The sequence below is a fragment of the Chryseobacterium sp. GW821-FHT04C04 genome (genome assembly GCF_059420365.1).
Genome location: NZ_JBWKTO010000004.1, coordinates 405,427 through 420,741, shown reverse-complemented (window position 1 = coordinate 420,741; position 15,315 = coordinate 405,427). Strand labels below are relative to the sequence as shown.

The window sequence follows — 15,315 nt, the reverse complement described above, 5'->3', positions numbered from 1 at the left end:
GACAAAAAAAGCAACTATTTAACTATTAATATAAACCTAATGAGAAAAACAGTATTTAGTCTAAGTATTTTTGCTGCTTTTTTAGCAAATGCTCAGTCTATAAAAACAACCATTGATCTTGTCAATGTAAAAGATGATAAAGTAGCCGTTACCATGGATTTTCCGAAAATGAAATCCGGGGATATCAAATTTCATTTCCCCAAAACGGTTCCCGGTACTTATTCTGTAGACGACTATGGAAGATTCATCGAAGGGATCAAATTTTATGATAATAAAGGCAAAGAACTTACTTATACCAAAGTAAATGACAACACCTATTCATTGAAAAATGCCCAGAGCCTTTCCAAAATCTCTTATCTTGTGAATGACAGCTTTGATGAAGAAAATGATACGTCAAAGCATAAAGCGGTATTTTCTCCGTCAGGAACTGACATTGAAGCAGGAAAAGTATATATGATCAATACCCATGGGTTTATCGGATATATTGAAAATATGCAGGATGTTCCTTATCAGCTGATAGTTCAGAAACCCACTGACTTCTACGGAACAACAGCTTTGGTAGATCAGGATAAATCTGAATCTACAGATACGTATACTCTTGCTAATTATGCTAAGGTAACCGATTCTCCGTTAATGTACACAAAACCGGATTATATTACCTTCAATGCAGGAGGAATGGATCTTGTACTGGGCGTATATTCTCCAACAGGAAAATACAAAGCAGCAGACTTCAAAGAAAATCTGGAAAAAATGGTTGTCGCTCAGAAGAAATTCCTGGGGGATATGAATACCAATAAAAAGTATGCAATCATGCTTTATCTTTCTGGTGGTGACGGACCTAAAGTGAAAGGTTTCGGAGCTCTGGAACACCATGAATCTACAAGTGTAGTGCTTCCGGAAGGAATGCCGAAAGAGGCTATTGATAATACTATTACAGACGTGGTCTCTCACGAGTTTTTCCACACGGTAAACCCTCTGAAAACCCACTCGGAAGAGATCCATTATTTCGACTATGCAGATCCTAAAATGTCTCAGCACTTATGGATGTATGAAGGGGGTACAGAATATTTTGCCAATCTATTCCAGATTCAGGAAGGTTTGATCAATAAAGATCAGTTCCTTCAAAGAATGGCAGAGAAAATTGCTAATTCCAAGAGCTACGATGATACGATGCCATTTACGGTAATGAGTAAGAATGTATTGGTGGAGCCTTATAAGGACCAATACAGAAATGTTTATGAGAAAGGTGCTCTTTTGGCAATGTGTCTTGATATTGAGCTTAGAAAGCTTTCTAACGGAGAAATGGGATACCGTGATATGATCAGAAAATTGTCTCAAAGATTTGGAGAAAACAAACCTTTCAAAGATGATAAACTGATTGATGAATTGGTAACAGTAACCGGATATCCTCAGGTGAAAGATTTTTATAATCAATATATTGCAGGAAACCAGCCAACTCCTTATGCAAAATATCTAAGCATGGTAGGCGTGGATATCAAAAAGCAGGAAAGCCAGCCCGTTTTCTGGTTTATCAAAGACCCGAACCAAACCGGTTTTGATGAAAAGAACAATGCATTTGCTTTTGATGACCATTCTGCCCTGTCTCCATTTGCAAAAAGCATAGGATTTAAAATCACCGACCAGGTACTTGCTATAGATGGAAAAACAGTAGACATCAAAAAGGTACAGGATTTTATTGCCTATACAAGAACCATCAAAGACGGACAAGACGTTACGGTAACTATTTTAAGAGACAATGCCGGTAAGAAAGAGAAAATGAACCTGAAAGGAAAGGCTATTCTGGATAAAATGATATTGGAAACACCTTCATTTAAGGCGAATCCAACGCCGGAAGAACTGAAACTACAAACACAGTGGCTTACGGGTAAAAAATAAATAGAAAAGCGGGGAAATTTTCCCCGCTTTTCTATTTATTTCAAGTTGATCTTGTATTCTCATATATTTAAACCTTATAGGTTTTAAAAACCTATAAGGTTTATTGTTTATAAAACTAATTTCCAGTTAAGGTTTTATTCTTTCTTAATAGTTATCCTAAAGGTACTTCCCTTTCCTACTTCAGTCTGAGAAATCTTGATATCGCCGTTATGGTACTCATGGATTACCCTTCTTGCTAACGACAGTCCCAGTCCCCATCCTCTTTTTTTGGTAGAATATCCAGGATTAAAAGCATTTCTCGCCTGCTGCTTTGTCATTCCACTTCCATTATCTTTTACTTCGACCAGAATATTTTTGTTTCTTTCAAAAATTGACATGGTAATAGCGCCTTCACCTTTCATGGCATCTACAGCATTTTTCACCAGATTTTCAATCACCCAGCTCATCAGAATTTTATTGTGAGGAACCAAAACAGTATAAGTAGGAAGATTCAGCGTAAAATTGATTTTCCTTGAAATACGGGTCTTTAAATAATCATAATTCTGCTGAATCGTTTCATTGAAATTTCTATCATTCAGCTCAGGAACAGAACCTATTTTTGAGAATCTTTCAGAGATGGTTCTAAGCCTTTCAATATCTTTTTCAATCTCATGTACCCCCTCCGAATTCGGATCATCCAACTTCATTATTTCTATCCAGCCAATCATGGAAGATAAAGGAGTTCCGATCTGATGGGCCGTTTCTTTAGCCAAACCTGCCCAAAGATAACCTTCATCGGTCTTTTTGATGGTCCTGAAAAACCAAAACGAAAAACCAAAATACAGCAGAATAAACAGGCCTAAAATATAAGGCGAATACTGAAGATTATTAAGCATACGCGAGTTATCATAGTACACAAACTGATTATTTCCATCGGGTACTTTGATTTCAATAGGATCATAATTCTTCTCCATCTTCAGGATCACGCCCTGAAGTTTTTCAGGATCTTTTATGGTACTTTCAGGAATATTCCGGTAGTATCCAAGATCAAGAATCGGGTTTTTATATTTATCTGTTACAATGAACGGAATGGTATTATTGATATTAAGGATATCCGGCAGCAGATCCAGAACATCTGTATCCGGAGTTTTTACTTCCTGCTGTATTCTTATCGCTTTGGAAAGAAGGCTTATCCTTTTGATTTCCTCTTTTCTGAGAAAATTAATAAGCGATGTTGAAGCCGCTACAATGGCAATAACCAAAGTAGTCATAACAACAAAAATGATCCAGTTATTCAGCCTGGTGAGTATGGATTTTCTCAAAGGTATTTTATTTTAAAACATTCAGGATTTTCTGCAGCTCTGCACTTCCACTTCCCTGATAGTTGTTGATAATAATCGAAAATACATATTTTTTACCATCTTTCGCGGTGTGATATCCTGCAAAAGATTTGGTATCTCTCATGGTTCCGCTTTTCATTTTCATTCCATTATCCTGAACCGGGAATCCATCGTAGTATGCTTCAAACCATGATTGCTTTTTAGCATATAAAAGAGCCTGTACTTCTGCTTTTGCCGCTACATAATTTTGTGGGGAAAGTCCGCTTCCGTCAGCAAAATTGATCATATTAGGATTGATTCCTTTTGATTTCCAGAACTCTTTCAGGTAGGCAACTCCACTTTTGAAACCTGGATTTCCCTTTTTCTCTTTCCCCAGGGTTTTAATAAATGTTTCTCCATATAGATTAACACTTTTTCTCAGAAACCAGTACACCATTTTATCCAGCGTTGGAGATTGGTACGTCAGAATAATCGTATTTTTCGGAGCTTCTAAAGCTTTTTTTCCTTCTATTTCAAGCTGTGAATTGGTAACAGCTTTTCCTGAAAATTCAATTCCTGATTCTTTCAGCCATTGTTTTACTTCTACCGCCAGCTGTAAAGGTGGATTTGGAGTAGAACCGGAAACCATTACCGTTTTCCCTGCCGGAAGCATTCCGTTGATCAATGCAACATTTGAATGGGGAGCAGTGAAAATCAGACTTTGATCTGAACTTCCACCCGTTTTCAGATCATTCAGCCACTGTACACCCTCTAAAGGATAAGAAAAGCTTTTAAAATCTGTTCCGTTAATATTGATATCAAACTGATTTTCTTTCCAGTTGATTCCCCATACACCGGCTCCATAGTAATTTCCAAGGTCATCCCACGGCCAGCCTCCCGGAATGGTTTGATGGTCAAAATAAGAATCATCAATGACCAGATCTCCGGATATTTTTGTAATCCCCGAATTTTTAATGGCATCAATCAGCTTCTTTTTAAAATTTTCAGGTTTATAAGCATCATATCTCCAGCTTCCCAATGTAGGGTCACCATTGGAACTAATGAAAAGGTTTCCGCTAAGCGTTCCTCCTGATATATTTCCGGAATAGCTGGAAGTTGTTGTATACGTATAATTCTTTCCTAACGTTTCCAACGCAGCAGCTGCGGTAAAAATTTTCTGTGTAGAAGCAGTGGATAGTCCTTTGCTTCCCTGATATTCATATATAAAGTTGCCGTTTTCATCTGAAACATAAAATGATAAACTCGAAGAAACTGCTCCCGAAGAATCCATAAGATCCTTGGTTACTTTATCTAATTTCTGGGCCATATTCTGCGCAGCAACCATCTGTACAGAAAGTGTGAGAACAGCAAGTGTTTTTTTCATTGCATTATTGTTTTAAATGGATAGGTTTCAAGTATCACTCACCACAGCAATAGTAATACTGACCGGTAACAGCTTACCTTTTCATTTATTTAAATTCTAATCAAATATAGTTAAAATAAAAGCTTTTCATACTCCCTGAGGTCATCGGGGCTGAAAAGAATCTGATGGTCAGGAGACTTTTCAAATGAACGGTCATATTTAAAATATTTCTCGTAATCATCTTCATCTATAAAAATATCCATCTGGCATTCTTTTATATAATTTGATTTTTCGCCGTAGTCCTCAATAAAATAGCCTGAATCATTCCAGGGCTCCTGATGACAGCGTAGACAGCTTCTTTCATGAACAGCTTTATGACCGCATATCTCACAATATTGCAAATTTTGAAACAACATTGAAATTTCATTTTGCCTGTCTTCCGGAAAAAGGGTGAGTGGAATCATTTTTAAAAGCAGATAGTAATTAGGATCCCTCCATGAAAAATATTTTTTTTCTTCCAGATCGTCATATCCCTTTCTGGAAATCCACAATTCCTGAAGATCATATTCAAGTTCCGCTTTACAGATGTCTTTAATATTCAGAACAGTTTTGTTATTAAGTCTGATATTCTGATCTGCATCAACTTCAATAATATGATGTTGTTCAAGAAAATGATTTAAGCATAAGGTAGTTTGCCAGGAACCTATGGTCCTCATTTTACCTTCACTGCCACAGATCTCACAAATCTTCACAGACAATTCTGAATATTTGTCTTTGATATTTTTAAGTTGAGTATTGAGGATTTCGTCCTCAGAATAAGTGTAACATCTCAGTTGGCCAAATTTTTCCTTTCCAAAGACACTATTTTCTATATTCCAGCCTGCAATGGCAAATTCAAACAGTAATTTCCGGATCAGGTCATCCCATCCGGTACTGTTCACTGAAAAATTGGTCAGATTTCTTTCTATAAAATGATTGATTTCTTCTTTGTTCATTAAAGTCTGCTGCCTGCTTCTATTTCGTAAGGTTCTTTACCTTTTTCAAAAATCCTTGTCAGTTCGCTTCCCTCTACAGTAATTGAATCATCTGTTCTTCTGATCCAGTTTCCTTCTCTAAGACCTACCACCTTGATATCATTCTGAGTAAGAAACTCCTGAATACGGGTTTCTCTGGTTTCTCCGTTGTGTTTCAAATCCGGATTAGGATCAAGGTAATGAGGATTGATATTAAAAGGAACCAGTCCCATACAGTCGAAACTTGGCGGATATACAATCGGCATATCATTGGTCGTTTTCATATTCTGTCCTCCGATATTGCTTCCTGCACTGCATCCAAGATATGCTTTTCCGTTCAATACATTTTCTTTTAATACAGACATCAGACCTTCTTCGTGTAATGTTTTAACCAATAAAAAAGTATTACCCCCTCCGGTAAAGTAACCTTTTGCCTGATTTAGGGCTTCTGTTTTATCTTCAAATTCATGAAGTCCTTTTACTTTTATATTGATGGTTTCAAAAAAAGAACGTGCTTTTGCAGTATAATCATCGTGGGAAATTCCCCCTGGTCTTGCAAAAGGGATAAACACAATTTCGTCAATTCCTTTGTATAGTTGGATTAATTCTTCTCTTAAATATTCCAGATATTCTCCACCAAAAATTGTGGATGTTGAGGCTAATATGATATTCATACCACGAAATTATATTTATTATTAAAAAAGTGAATCACAAAGATAACCTCAAACAGTAAGGAATCAAAAATTAATCTAAAAAAAACCTCAATCCCGTTAATATTTTCTAAAAAACCTTAAAGCCTCTAAAATTTATGCTTTTGTGGAATTATTATTGAATTTTAGATTATGAATTTAAAATATAAGATTATGAAAATGAGTAAAATTAATAGTAGAAACCTGTTTTTAGGTTTAATATTAGCAGGAAGCGTAAGTCTTGTAAATGCACAGACGACTCAGCCGGAAACATCGGCTTCAACGAGTCAATCGACCAACCCAACGATTGAAGGTCTTAAAAAACAAATTGAGGCCAATCCAAAGGATACAGAATCATTAGCAAAATTGGCTAATGCCTATCAGGAAGCATCAGACTGGACTAATGCCATTGATACCTGGAAGAAAATTTCCGTTTTATTGCCAGACTGGGCACCTTCTTATTACAGTCAGGCCTATGTGTATCAGGCTTCAAAAGATGATGCCAATGCAAAAATTGCCTATGAAAAGTACATTGCAACTGTAAAACCAGAAGAAGTAGAGCAAAATAAGAAGAATCTTGCTTATGCTTATTTCTATCTTGCCTTTTCAGAACAGCAAACTGATCCTAATAAAGCGAAAGAGCATATCGCCAAGTCAATACAGTATGACCCAACCAACCAGGATGCTGTAAAGCTTAGCAAAGCTTTAAATTCATAAAAAAAAGACCGGAAACTTTTCCGGTCTTTTTTTTTTATTATAAAAGCTTGAAATGCAACATCTTGATTCTTTCCCATCTACTCAATCTTCTTTCCATAAAAATCTGTTTCCCCATGCAGATGCTTCATTATTTTCTCAATATTCCGTTGGATACTGGCTTCAGTTTTTAGATTATTGATGTATCGAATCAGCTCATGTCTTCTTGATGGAATCAGGTTTTCGAAGTTTTTCGCTGCTAAGGCACTTTCTCTGATTGACTTTTCCAATTGGGGGTGAATAGGAATACTTCTGTCAGAATCATCATATTCCAAGACAACTTCTATGACTTCGCCGATTCTCTTTGGGGAATTTTTCAACATCGTCAGATTAATATACAACCTCCATTCACCCAGATATTTCATTAGATTTTGTGTAAATTTCTTTCCATTTACAGTTCCTTTTACAGGAATCGGGCTTTTATTTCTCCCTGATTCGTCAAAAATTTTGTCCAAAATCTCTTCCGGAACAAATACAAAAGGATTAATTCCTATAATGTCTAATGTGGCGGTGAAGCGGTTGTCTTTCATGGATAACAAATTTAAAAGCTAGAAGCTAGAAGCTAGAAGCTAGAAGCTAGAAGCAAAAATAACTATTTGATTTAAGATCAGCATAAAATTATTCTTTCATTCTCTAAAACCCTCTCACCTCAAACCCTCCCCCCCCTTTTGCTCCGAAACTCACCTGCATTCAAACCTGTTTACCCCAAAATACAGAACCTCGTAACTCAAAATTCATACTTCAGAACCCAATTAATTCCCTATCTTTGTATCAATAAATCTATTTATACAAAATGAAATTTTTTATTGACACAGCTAATTTAGAGCAAATCAAGGAAGCAAGAGACCTTGGAATTTTAGATGGTGTAACCACCAATCCTTCATTAATGGCAAAAGAAGGTATTCAGGGAGCTGAAGCAATCAAAAACCATTATAAAACGATCTGCGAGCTTGTAGATGGAGACATTTCTGCTGAAGTTCTTTCTACAACCTATGAAGAAATGATTAAAGAAGGAGATGAATTGGCCGCTATTCACCCAAATATCGTTGTAAAGATCCCTATGATCAAGGACGGTATCAAAGCTTTAAAATATTTTTCTGATAAAGGAATCAAAACGAACTGTACATTGATCTTCTCTGCTGGACAGGCTCTTTTAGCAGCTAAAGCAGGAGCTAATTATGTTTCTCCATTCTTAGGAAGATTAGATGATATTTCTACAGACGGTCTGAACCTTATTGAAGAAATCAGATTGATTTTCGATAACTATATGTTCGAAACTGAGATCTTAGCAGCTTCTATCCGTCATTCTATGCACATCATCGATTGTGCTAAAATCGGAGCTGATGTAATTACATCTCCACTTCCTCCGATCTTGAGCTTATTGAAGCACCCATTAACAGACAGTGGTTTGGCTCAGTTTATTGCAGATTCTCAGAAACTAGCATAATAACTGACTCTTATTCAGATATAAAAATCCCGAAACAAAGTTTCGGGATTTCTTGATTTAACTACTTTACAATATCTGAATCCAAAAACAAAAAGAGCCATGAAAAAAAATATCATTCTATTCACCCTATTTTCTTTTGTTTTCGGGTTCTCTCAAAACATCATTTTTTCAAAGGAAAAACTGGAACAGCTTAATCAGTTTAATCTTGAAAATAAGAGCCGGGCTTTTATCATTTTTCAGAATGGAGAAATCATTAATGAAAAATATTTTGGAACAAAGATGATTGACAAACAGTCTTTCGATGCAAATTCCAATTGGTACTGGGCTTCTGCCGGAAAATCCCTGACCGCTGTTCTTATCGGAATTGCTCAACAGGAAAATTTGCTCAATATCAATGATCCGGTATCAAAATACCTTGGAAAATGGACCGGAATGGATAAAAGTGCTGAAGATAAAATTACCATCAGAAATCTTCTGACCATGACTTCCGGTCTTGATTATTCTAAAGATCAGGTCTGTGAATATGGAAACTGCTTTGTTTTTAAAAATCCGGCTGGGAATTTTTGGTATTATGATACTTCAGCCTATTCCCAGCTGGCAAAAGTGATTGAAAAGGCAAGTCATAAAAGCATGGATGAGTATACTTCTGAAAAGCTTTCAGGCTCGGGTATTTCAGGAAAATGGATTCCTTATGAGAACGGGCTTGTATTTTCAAGTACTGCAAAGAGTTTTTTACAATTCGGAAAACTTGTTTTAAATAAGGGGAAACTGAATGAAAAGATCTATTACAAGTACGACAGCTATTTTCAACAAATGACTGATACTTCGCAGGACCTCAACCCTTCTTATGGCTACCTTTGGTGGCTTAACGGAAAAGACGAAGCAAGGGTTCCCGGATTTGAACAATCGTTCCATCAGTCACTGGTTCCTGGTGCTCCTAAAGATATGTTTTGTGCATTGGGTAAAAACGGGCAAATCCTCGATATTGTTCCCAGCAAGAATCTTATTATTGTAAGAATGGGGGAAAATCCGAATGTATACAGCAATATGATAAAATTCCACAGAGAACTCTGGGATAAGATTTTAAAATAAAAAATGTCTGAAATTATGTTTCAGACATTGTATGATGTATTGGAATGTTATTTCAACATATCCAGTTCAAGGATGTTATTTTGCTTTTTAATATTGGCTTTGGCCACAGCTTCCTGATCTCTGTTTGCCTTTACCGGATCCAACACTTTCCCGGAATTGTCTCTCATTTCCATGATAACTCCCTGTGCCAGCATTTGTCTATGGCTCTTCATGGGATCTTTACGGTAATCACTAAAAGCTTTTTTATATTTTGTCTCATTGATTGTGATGAGAGGGTTATAGCGTTCTTTATCTTTTGTACTTTTCCATTCATATCCGGCCTGAAGTTTTTTACTTCCTTTTAATTCGAATGAATGAGAATGAGTGTTGTCTTCAACTTTTACAATCAGCCCCGGAAGTCCATGAAATTTATAGGGCCCGTCCTGAATGGGAAGATCTGTTGTAAACCATGCCGTCCATTTTCTGCCAGCGAAATCACAAATAGCTTTTTGTGCATTGAATTCTCCAATTTTTTCTTTTTCAGGAAGAATTTTCCAGTCCTGTTTTCTGCTTTCCTGTACCTGATATTCATCAGAAGCAAGCGTGGTAAAGAAGTTAAGGGAATATTCCGGGTACATTTTTTCTATACTATACCGTATTTTACCTTTAAATTTAAATCCTGAAAGATTAATATCTAAGCTCTGAGATTGTTTGTCAATCATCGCTCTCATGATGGAATCTGATTCAAAATAATCTTTACTGTAAAATTTGGAACCTTTTGGAGCAATATCCAATAGCATAGTTTCGGTTTCCTGTTTGTCTTTAGCCGTAGAATCGATGATAAATTTATATTCATAAATAAATCTTTGATTTTGGGCATTCGTTATCATAGCCATTACGAGACTGAATAAAATGATAATTTTTTTCATGGTTAGTTTTTGATATAGTTTTAGTTTTCTTCTTTTATATTTTTAACAATTTTGCAGGGGTTTCCCACCGCCACTACATTTTCAGGAATATCTTTCGTTACTACACTTCCTGCACCAATCACAGAGTTACTTCCAATAGAAACTCCGGGAAGTACTACGACATTGCCCCCCAACCACACATTATCTCCTACTTTGATAGGGTGTGCATACTCCAGGCCTTCATTTCTCTGTTTTGCATCCAGCGGATGACCTGCAGTATAAAAGCTGCAGTTCGGCCCAATGAACACGTTATCTCCAAACTCTACATTTGCACAGTCTAAAATGACAAGGTTATGATTGGCATAGAAATTCTCGCCTACTTGTATGTTATACCCGTAATCACACCAGAAGCTGGGTTCTATGCAGATATTTTCTTTGATACTTCCAATTATTTTTTTGAGTAACCTGTATCTATTTTCTGTATCAGAATTTTTCAGTCCATTATATTCCTGGCACAAATCTTTGCAGGCAATACGTTCCTGAATCAGCTCTTTATCATAATTGGCATCGTACAAAAGTCCGGCCGCACATTTTTCCTTTTCTGTCATAATCTGGAATTGTAAGTTCTGGGACTAAAGATACATAATACAAAAAAATACAGCAAGATTAGTACTAATCTTGCTGTATTTTAATCAAATAGAAACTGGTTATTATTTATATAATTCCGGTTCTATTTTATTGTTATTTTTTAGCTGCTCTTCTTTTGCTCTTTTTTCAATATTTCTATACATTTCATTCATATCAATACTTTTCCCATCCTGGTTTCTCATATTTACAACAGCTCCTGCAGGAAGAGTACTCATCGTCTGCTTCATATCTTTTGTAGGGTCAAGCAGATAATCTTTCCATGCTTTTTTAAACTGCTTTTTGCTGATCTCTATTTCTTTACCTCCTAAACCTATTGTAGTGAGGCCAGGTATTTGAATATCCTCTTGCGATGTAGCTTCCGTTTTCTTATTACCAATTAGAGTCATGATATGAGAGCCTGTTGTATCCTCAATTTTAACAATAAGGCCTGGTAATCCATAGAATTTATAAGGACCATCCTGAAGTGGAATATCTGTAGAAAACCATGCTATCCAGTTTCTTCCTCCATAATTTGTGGTTGCTTTCTGGGTATTATACTCTCCGATCTTCTGTTTTTCAGGAAGAATTTTCCATTCTGGCTTTTGATCTTCTGCCATTTTATAGGCAGTATTGCCAATATTTTCAGAGAATGAAACACTATAATCCGGGTACTTTTTTATAACAGTTGAGGAAATTGTTCCTGGCTTTATATTTCTTTTGATATTGATACTGCCTCCGAATCCTCCTTTCATCTGCTTAGCAATATCTGCTCTTGTTGCAGAATCTGAAGCAAATTTTTCGCGGCTGTAATATTTGGATCCGTTTTTATCAATATCCAGAAACATAACATCACTTTTCACATCTGCTTTATTGGTAGAATCAGAGATATATTTATAGTCATAAAAGAATCTGTTGACCTGTGCGTTTACAAACACACCCAAAAATGCTAATAAAATCAAATATTTTTTCCTCATAATTTATTTAAATATTAATAAAAAGGCTTTGCCAATTATATTGACAAAGCCTGATGGAACTTTATTTCTTTGTCTCTATTCTTACTTCTCCCTGTTTAGAATCTCCTTTTTTCTGAGTGTTAACATTGACTCTCGATATATTATTTGAATCTAATGAGTTTACATCATTCTGAGAAACTTCTCTCCCATCAATATAATACTTGTATTTTACGTCATCACTACCATTGATTCTGAACTTTTTCACCCCATTCATCGCGATGTTTCCGTTGCCGTCTTTTTTGATAAAGTCAGCATTCATTACAATAATATCAGGTGAACCACTGGTAACTTTGATAAAAGCTCCGTCCTTAAAGCTGATTGATCTTTTCTCGGCTTCTGCGCGGGCTTTTTCAGTCTCTCTTCTTATCCTCTCTCCATCAATTCTGATGAGTGCACCCTCTTTTCTGATGCGATCTCCTTCTGCTCTCGCTCTGTCTCCTTCTGCTCGGGCTATAGCACCTTCTGCTCTTGCTTTGTCACCTTCTAATCTTGCTTTTTCTCCTTCCACTCTGGCCTTTGCTGCTTCTTTCATAGCATTTTTAGCTTCTGCCATTGCTTTGCGTACTTCTTCTTTTTCTTTAGCGCTTAGGTCTTTATAGTAGACCGTTTTATTAGTTTTGAAATACGTTATTTTCGGTTCTTTGGGAGGAGCAGGAGGAACTGGCAATTTTTCTATTCTGGCAGCCGCCCTTGCTGCTTTTCTTGCCGCTCTTTCAATTTTACGAAGTTCTTTTTTATCAAGAGGGTCCATATTTTCAAGTTCCTTCATCTGATTTTTCCATTCAGCAGAATTGAAATATTCATTAACTTCAACGTTTGCTGCAATCTCTCCTATCTCAGATGCCAAGGCACTTATTTCCTCAATTTTTTTATCGAAGGCATCACTTTCAGGGTCCAGACCCTTCAGCTCCTTCTCCTTTTCCTTCATCTTTTTATCAAGTTCAGTCAGTTTTGTTTGATCTTCCGGTGATGTAGGTTTAAGTTCTGTAATTTTTTCCTGCCCAGATTTCTCAGGTCTTACGGTATCTTTCTTGATTTCTGAAACGACTTTTTTAATAGAAAGGTTTGTTTCTTCAATTTCTCTGTTTTTAGCATTTACCAGATAAGCAAAGGCTACTGAAAATAAAACCGGTAATGCAAAAATTCTTCGCGCATATCCGAACTTGGTTTTTGGTTTTTGTAACATCTTAAGTCTTTTTTTAAGGTTTGAACTTAGAAACGGACTGGCAACGGCCAACTGTGTTCCGGAAAAGTGGCTTGCTAAAAGCATCTGCGCAAATGCTTTGGTGTCCGATTGTTTGACGGCTTTTTTATCAGCCAGGTATTCGTGGATTAAACTAATTTCTTTTTTGATAATATGAAAGAACGGGTTGAACCAGAAAACAGACGTAATAATCTCGATAAAAATTTTATCAAAGGAATGTTTCTGTTCAATATGTACCATCTCATGCTTTAAAATCTGTTTCCCGATATCCGAATGCAGTGTGATAGCATTCTTCCAGAAAAGGTTTTTAAAGTAAGAAAATGGAGCTTCGGTAAGGTCTGTACGGTAAAAATTGATCCCGTCAAAACTCTCTTTCTGAAACTGCTTTTTAAACTGCTGGATTTTAAAAATCCCATAGATAAGTTTCCCTAAAAAATAGAGAGAAACCAGTCCCAGAGCTGAAAAAATAATGTTAAAATAAAGGTTACCATTGTCTATGTTTTTTTCTGTTTTAAAATTCTGAATCTTGTCAAGAAGCATGTACATATCATTATTTACCTCTATTGTAAAATCGTCTACTCTGATGAGCGGTAATAACAGTGATAGTACAATCGCTGCCAACAGATAAAATCTGTTATAATGATGGAATGTCTTGTCTTTTAAAGACAACTGATAGTACAAAAACGTTACACCCGAACATAAAATAGTTTTTCCAAAGTATAAAAGTATTGCTTCCATAGTATTAATCTTTCTTTTTGAGTTCATCCAATAACATCTCAAGATCTTCTACGGTCATTTCATTTTTTTCTACCAGAAACGAAACAGCACTTTTATAAGATCCCTTAAAATAATTTTTCACAAGACTTTTCATGGTTTTCCCGGAATATTGTTCTTGTGAAACAAGCGGAAAATACTCATGCTGTCTTCCATGAACATGAAAGTCCACAAACTCTTTATCTTTCAATACTTTTAAAATGGTAGAAACCGTATTGGTATGCGGCTTGGGTTCCGGAAAAAGATCAAGAACATCCTTTAGAAATCCTCTTTCTATTTTCCATACATACTGCATTACCTGTTCTTCTGCTTTTGTTAAAGTCTGAATTTTCATATCCTGTTCATTTTATCATTATTGTGATATAAAGTATCCAATTCTATATCACTAAGAAATTAGTTATACAAATGTAGAAATAAAATTGAATCAAACAACTATTTTTTTAGTGATAAACAATACTAAAATATAATTACTTGAAAATCAATGATATAAAAATAGTTAAAATTTATTAAATTTTTAATGAATGAGATTATTTGCTGTTTATTTTATAGAGAATCATTCAATAGGGTTGTTATTTTATAGAACTCGTCTAAAGTAAAAGAAAGAATGACATTTCTTAAAACGTTGTGTCATTCTTTCAAACAAGTTGTGCTAGACAAAGATATAATAAAAAAGAGTTTAGCCCTTATTTGGATTTAGGGTATTCAAAAAATAATTGAAAAGTTGATATTGATGTATCGAAAATTAAAACATATCCCCCTATAATCATTCTTTAGTAAAGGTTGTAAGAAGGAAGGAAAGCGAATTTTTCGGAAAGGCTCTTATCTACTTATCTGAAAAAAATCATAGATTATCCTCTAATAATTGATTTTAGAGGATAATCTATGATTTTTTTTTTTGTGGGTGTTTAGAAATAAATAATAGAATGTATTTGAGCCTTATAGAAAACCTAAAATTCTGGTAATACCAAGATATTAGCCTCACAAAACACAAAGCATATGGAAATTGCATTTTATCCTTTTTTTTACCTCACAGCCAGGGCAGCTAAGCCAGCAGAAGAATACATAACAGATTATCAGTTGGTATTTATCATAGATGGAAAGACTTCCTTAAACGCGGCAGGAGAGAGATACTATTTTAAACAAGATGATGTATTTCTTCTGAAAAGCAAGCAGTATATATCATAATGTAACGTCTACTTTAACAAAAAAAAGTAGATGTGAGGACATTAAGCTATCTTTTAACTCAAGATCTCTCAAAG

At 35.5% G+C, this 15,315-nt stretch carries 15 protein-coding genes; 5 read left to right on the top strand and 10 right to left on the bottom strand.

Going from position 1 to position 15,315, the window contains the following annotated elements:
* Nucleotides 1-39: 39 nt before the first annotated feature.
* Nucleotides 40-1,896: a M61 family metallopeptidase gene (locus AC07UM_RS15350; RefSeq protein ID WP_494683981.1), complete on the top strand. Its 1,857-nt coding sequence runs from the start codon at nucleotides 40-42 to the stop codon at nucleotides 1,894-1,896.
* Between the two features lie 134 nt (nucleotides 1,897-2,030).
* On the opposite strand, the gene AC07UM_RS15345 is transcribed toward AC07UM_RS15350, so the two are convergent.
* The 4 genes from AC07UM_RS15345 to pepE all read right to left on the bottom strand — a co-directional run bounded on the left by AC07UM_RS15345 (nucleotide 2,031) and on the right by pepE (nucleotide 6,244).
* Nucleotides 2,031-3,197 carry a sensor histidine kinase gene (locus AC07UM_RS15345; RefSeq protein WP_494683980.1) on the bottom strand — a complete coding sequence of 389 codons (1,167 nt, stop codon included), beginning with the start codon at nucleotides 3,195-3,197 and terminating at the stop codon, nucleotides 2,031-2,033.
* Nucleotides 3,198-3,204: 7 nt separating this feature from the next.
* Entirely contained in the window at nucleotides 3,205-4,578 is a 1,374-nt protein-coding gene (dacB, locus tag AC07UM_RS15340; RefSeq protein WP_494683979.1) for a D-alanyl-D-alanine carboxypeptidase/D-alanyl-D-alanine endopeptidase, read from the bottom strand.
* A gap of 110 nt (nucleotides 4,579-4,688) precedes the next feature.
* Nucleotides 4,689-5,552 (bottom strand): hypothetical protein, encoded by an 864-nt coding sequence (locus tag AC07UM_RS15335; protein ID WP_494683978.1) that lies wholly within the window; start codon nucleotides 5,550-5,552, stop codon nucleotides 4,689-4,691.
* On the bottom strand, nucleotides 5,552-6,244 hold the full coding sequence (gene pepE, locus AC07UM_RS15330) for a dipeptidase PepE (RefSeq protein WP_494683977.1): 693 nt from the start codon (nucleotides 6,242-6,244) through the stop codon (nucleotides 5,552-5,554). Before pepE ends, AC07UM_RS15335 begins: the two co-directional genes overlap by 1 nt.
* 195 nt (nucleotides 6,245-6,439) lie before the next feature.
* Between pepE and AC07UM_RS15325 the strand changes: the two genes are divergently transcribed.
* Nucleotides 6,440-6,976 carry a tetratricopeptide repeat protein gene (locus AC07UM_RS15325; RefSeq protein ID WP_494683976.1) on the top strand — a complete coding sequence of 179 codons (537 nt, stop codon included), beginning with the start codon at nucleotides 6,440-6,442 and terminating at the stop codon, nucleotides 6,974-6,976.
* 77 nt (nucleotides 6,977-7,053) lie between these two features.
* Here the strand turns inward: AC07UM_RS15325 and AC07UM_RS15320 are convergent, their stop codons facing one another.
* The gene (locus AC07UM_RS15320) at nucleotides 7,054-7,542 is read right to left on the bottom strand and encodes a YdeI/OmpD-associated family protein (RefSeq protein ID WP_494683975.1); all 489 of its coding nucleotides are present in this window, start codon (nucleotides 7,540-7,542) and stop codon (nucleotides 7,054-7,056) included.
* A gap of 263 nt (nucleotides 7,543-7,805) precedes the next feature.
* Here AC07UM_RS15320 and fsa point away from each other — a divergent pair, with 263 nt between their 5' ends.
* Nucleotides 7,806-8,459, top strand: a complete 654-nt coding sequence (gene fsa, locus AC07UM_RS15315) for a fructose-6-phosphate aldolase (RefSeq protein ID WP_103234673.1) — start codon at nucleotides 7,806-7,808, stop codon at nucleotides 8,457-8,459.
* Between the two features lie 99 nt (nucleotides 8,460-8,558).
* Nucleotides 8,559-9,551: a serine hydrolase domain-containing protein gene (locus tag AC07UM_RS15310; RefSeq protein ID WP_494683974.1), complete on the top strand. Its 993-nt coding sequence runs from the start codon at nucleotides 8,559-8,561 to the stop codon at nucleotides 9,549-9,551.
* Nucleotides 9,552-9,598: 47 nt separating this feature from the next.
* Here the strand turns inward: AC07UM_RS15310 and AC07UM_RS15305 are convergent, their stop codons facing one another.
* From AC07UM_RS15305 to AC07UM_RS15285, 5 genes are all read right to left on the bottom strand, one after another.
* Entirely contained in the window at nucleotides 9,599-10,459 is an 861-nt protein-coding gene (locus AC07UM_RS15305; RefSeq protein WP_494683973.1) for a GLPGLI family protein, read from the bottom strand.
* Between the two features lie 20 nt (nucleotides 10,460-10,479).
* Nucleotides 10,480-11,046: a sugar O-acetyltransferase gene (locus AC07UM_RS15300; RefSeq protein WP_494683972.1), complete on the bottom strand. Its 567-nt coding sequence runs from the start codon at nucleotides 11,044-11,046 to the stop codon at nucleotides 10,480-10,482.
* A 102-nt stretch (nucleotides 11,047-11,148) separates the two neighbouring features.
* On the bottom strand, nucleotides 11,149-12,039 hold the full coding sequence (locus AC07UM_RS15295) for a GLPGLI family protein (protein WP_494683971.1): 891 nt from the start codon (nucleotides 12,037-12,039) through the stop codon (nucleotides 11,149-11,151).
* Nucleotides 12,040-12,100: 61 nt separating this feature from the next.
* On the bottom strand, nucleotides 12,101-14,020 hold the full coding sequence (locus tag AC07UM_RS15290) for a M56 family metallopeptidase (protein WP_494683970.1): 1,920 nt from the start codon (nucleotides 14,018-14,020) through the stop codon (nucleotides 12,101-12,103).
* 4 nt (nucleotides 14,021-14,024) lie between these two features.
* Nucleotides 14,025-14,390 carry a BlaI/MecI/CopY family transcriptional regulator gene (locus tag AC07UM_RS15285; RefSeq protein ID WP_494683969.1) on the bottom strand — a complete coding sequence of 122 codons (366 nt, stop codon included), beginning with the start codon at nucleotides 14,388-14,390 and terminating at the stop codon, nucleotides 14,025-14,027.
* Nucleotides 14,391-15,052: 662 nt separating this feature from the next.
* Between AC07UM_RS15285 and AC07UM_RS15280 the strand changes: the two genes are divergently transcribed.
* Nucleotides 15,053-15,241 (top strand): hypothetical protein, encoded by a 189-nt coding sequence (locus AC07UM_RS15280; RefSeq protein WP_494683968.1) that lies wholly within the window; start codon nucleotides 15,053-15,055, stop codon nucleotides 15,239-15,241.
* Nucleotides 15,242-15,315 lie beyond the last annotated feature (74 nt).

Coding starts and splice junctions, on each gene's coding strand:
- AC07UM_RS15335 (WP_494683978.1), bottom strand. CDS start 5,552: ATGAACAAAGAAGAAATCAATCATTTTATAGAAAGAAATCTGACCAAT.
- AC07UM_RS15320 (WP_494683975.1), bottom strand. CDS start 7,542: ATGAAAGACAACCGCTTCACCGCCACATTAGACATTATAGGAATTAAT.
- AC07UM_RS15305 (WP_494683973.1), bottom strand. CDS start 10,459: ATGAAAAAAATTATCATTTTATTCAGTCTCGTAATGGCTATGATAACG.
- AC07UM_RS15310 (WP_494683974.1), top strand. CDS start 8,559: ATGAAAAAAAATATCATTCTATTCACCCTATTTTCTTTTGTTTTCGGG.
- AC07UM_RS15280 (WP_494683968.1), top strand. CDS start 15,053: ATGGAAATTGCATTTTATCCTTTTTTTTACCTCACAGCCAGGGCAGCT.
- AC07UM_RS15325 (WP_494683976.1), top strand. CDS start 6,440: ATGAGTAAAATTAATAGTAGAAACCTGTTTTTAGGTTTAATATTAGCA.
- dacB (WP_494683979.1), bottom strand. CDS start 4,578: ATGAAAAAAACACTTGCTGTTCTCACACTTTCTGTACAGATGGTTGCT.
- AC07UM_RS15290 (WP_494683970.1), bottom strand. CDS start 14,020: ATGGAAGCAATACTTTTATACTTTGGAAAAACTATTTTATGTTCGGGT.
- AC07UM_RS15285 (WP_494683969.1), bottom strand. CDS start 14,390: ATGAAAATTCAGACTTTAACAAAAGCAGAAGAACAGGTAATGCAGTAT.
- AC07UM_RS15300 (WP_494683972.1), bottom strand. CDS start 11,046: ATGACAGAAAAGGAAAAATGTGCGGCCGGACTTTTGTACGATGCCAAT.
- pepE (WP_494683977.1), bottom strand. CDS start 6,244: ATGAATATCATATTAGCCTCAACATCCACAATTTTTGGTGGAGAATAT.
- AC07UM_RS15350 (WP_494683981.1), top strand. CDS start 40: ATGAGAAAAACAGTATTTAGTCTAAGTATTTTTGCTGCTTTTTTAGCA.
- AC07UM_RS15295 (WP_494683971.1), bottom strand. CDS start 12,039: ATGAGGAAAAAATATTTGATTTTATTAGCATTTTTGGGTGTGTTTGTA.
- fsa (WP_103234673.1), top strand. CDS start 7,806: ATGAAATTTTTTATTGACACAGCTAATTTAGAGCAAATCAAGGAAGCA.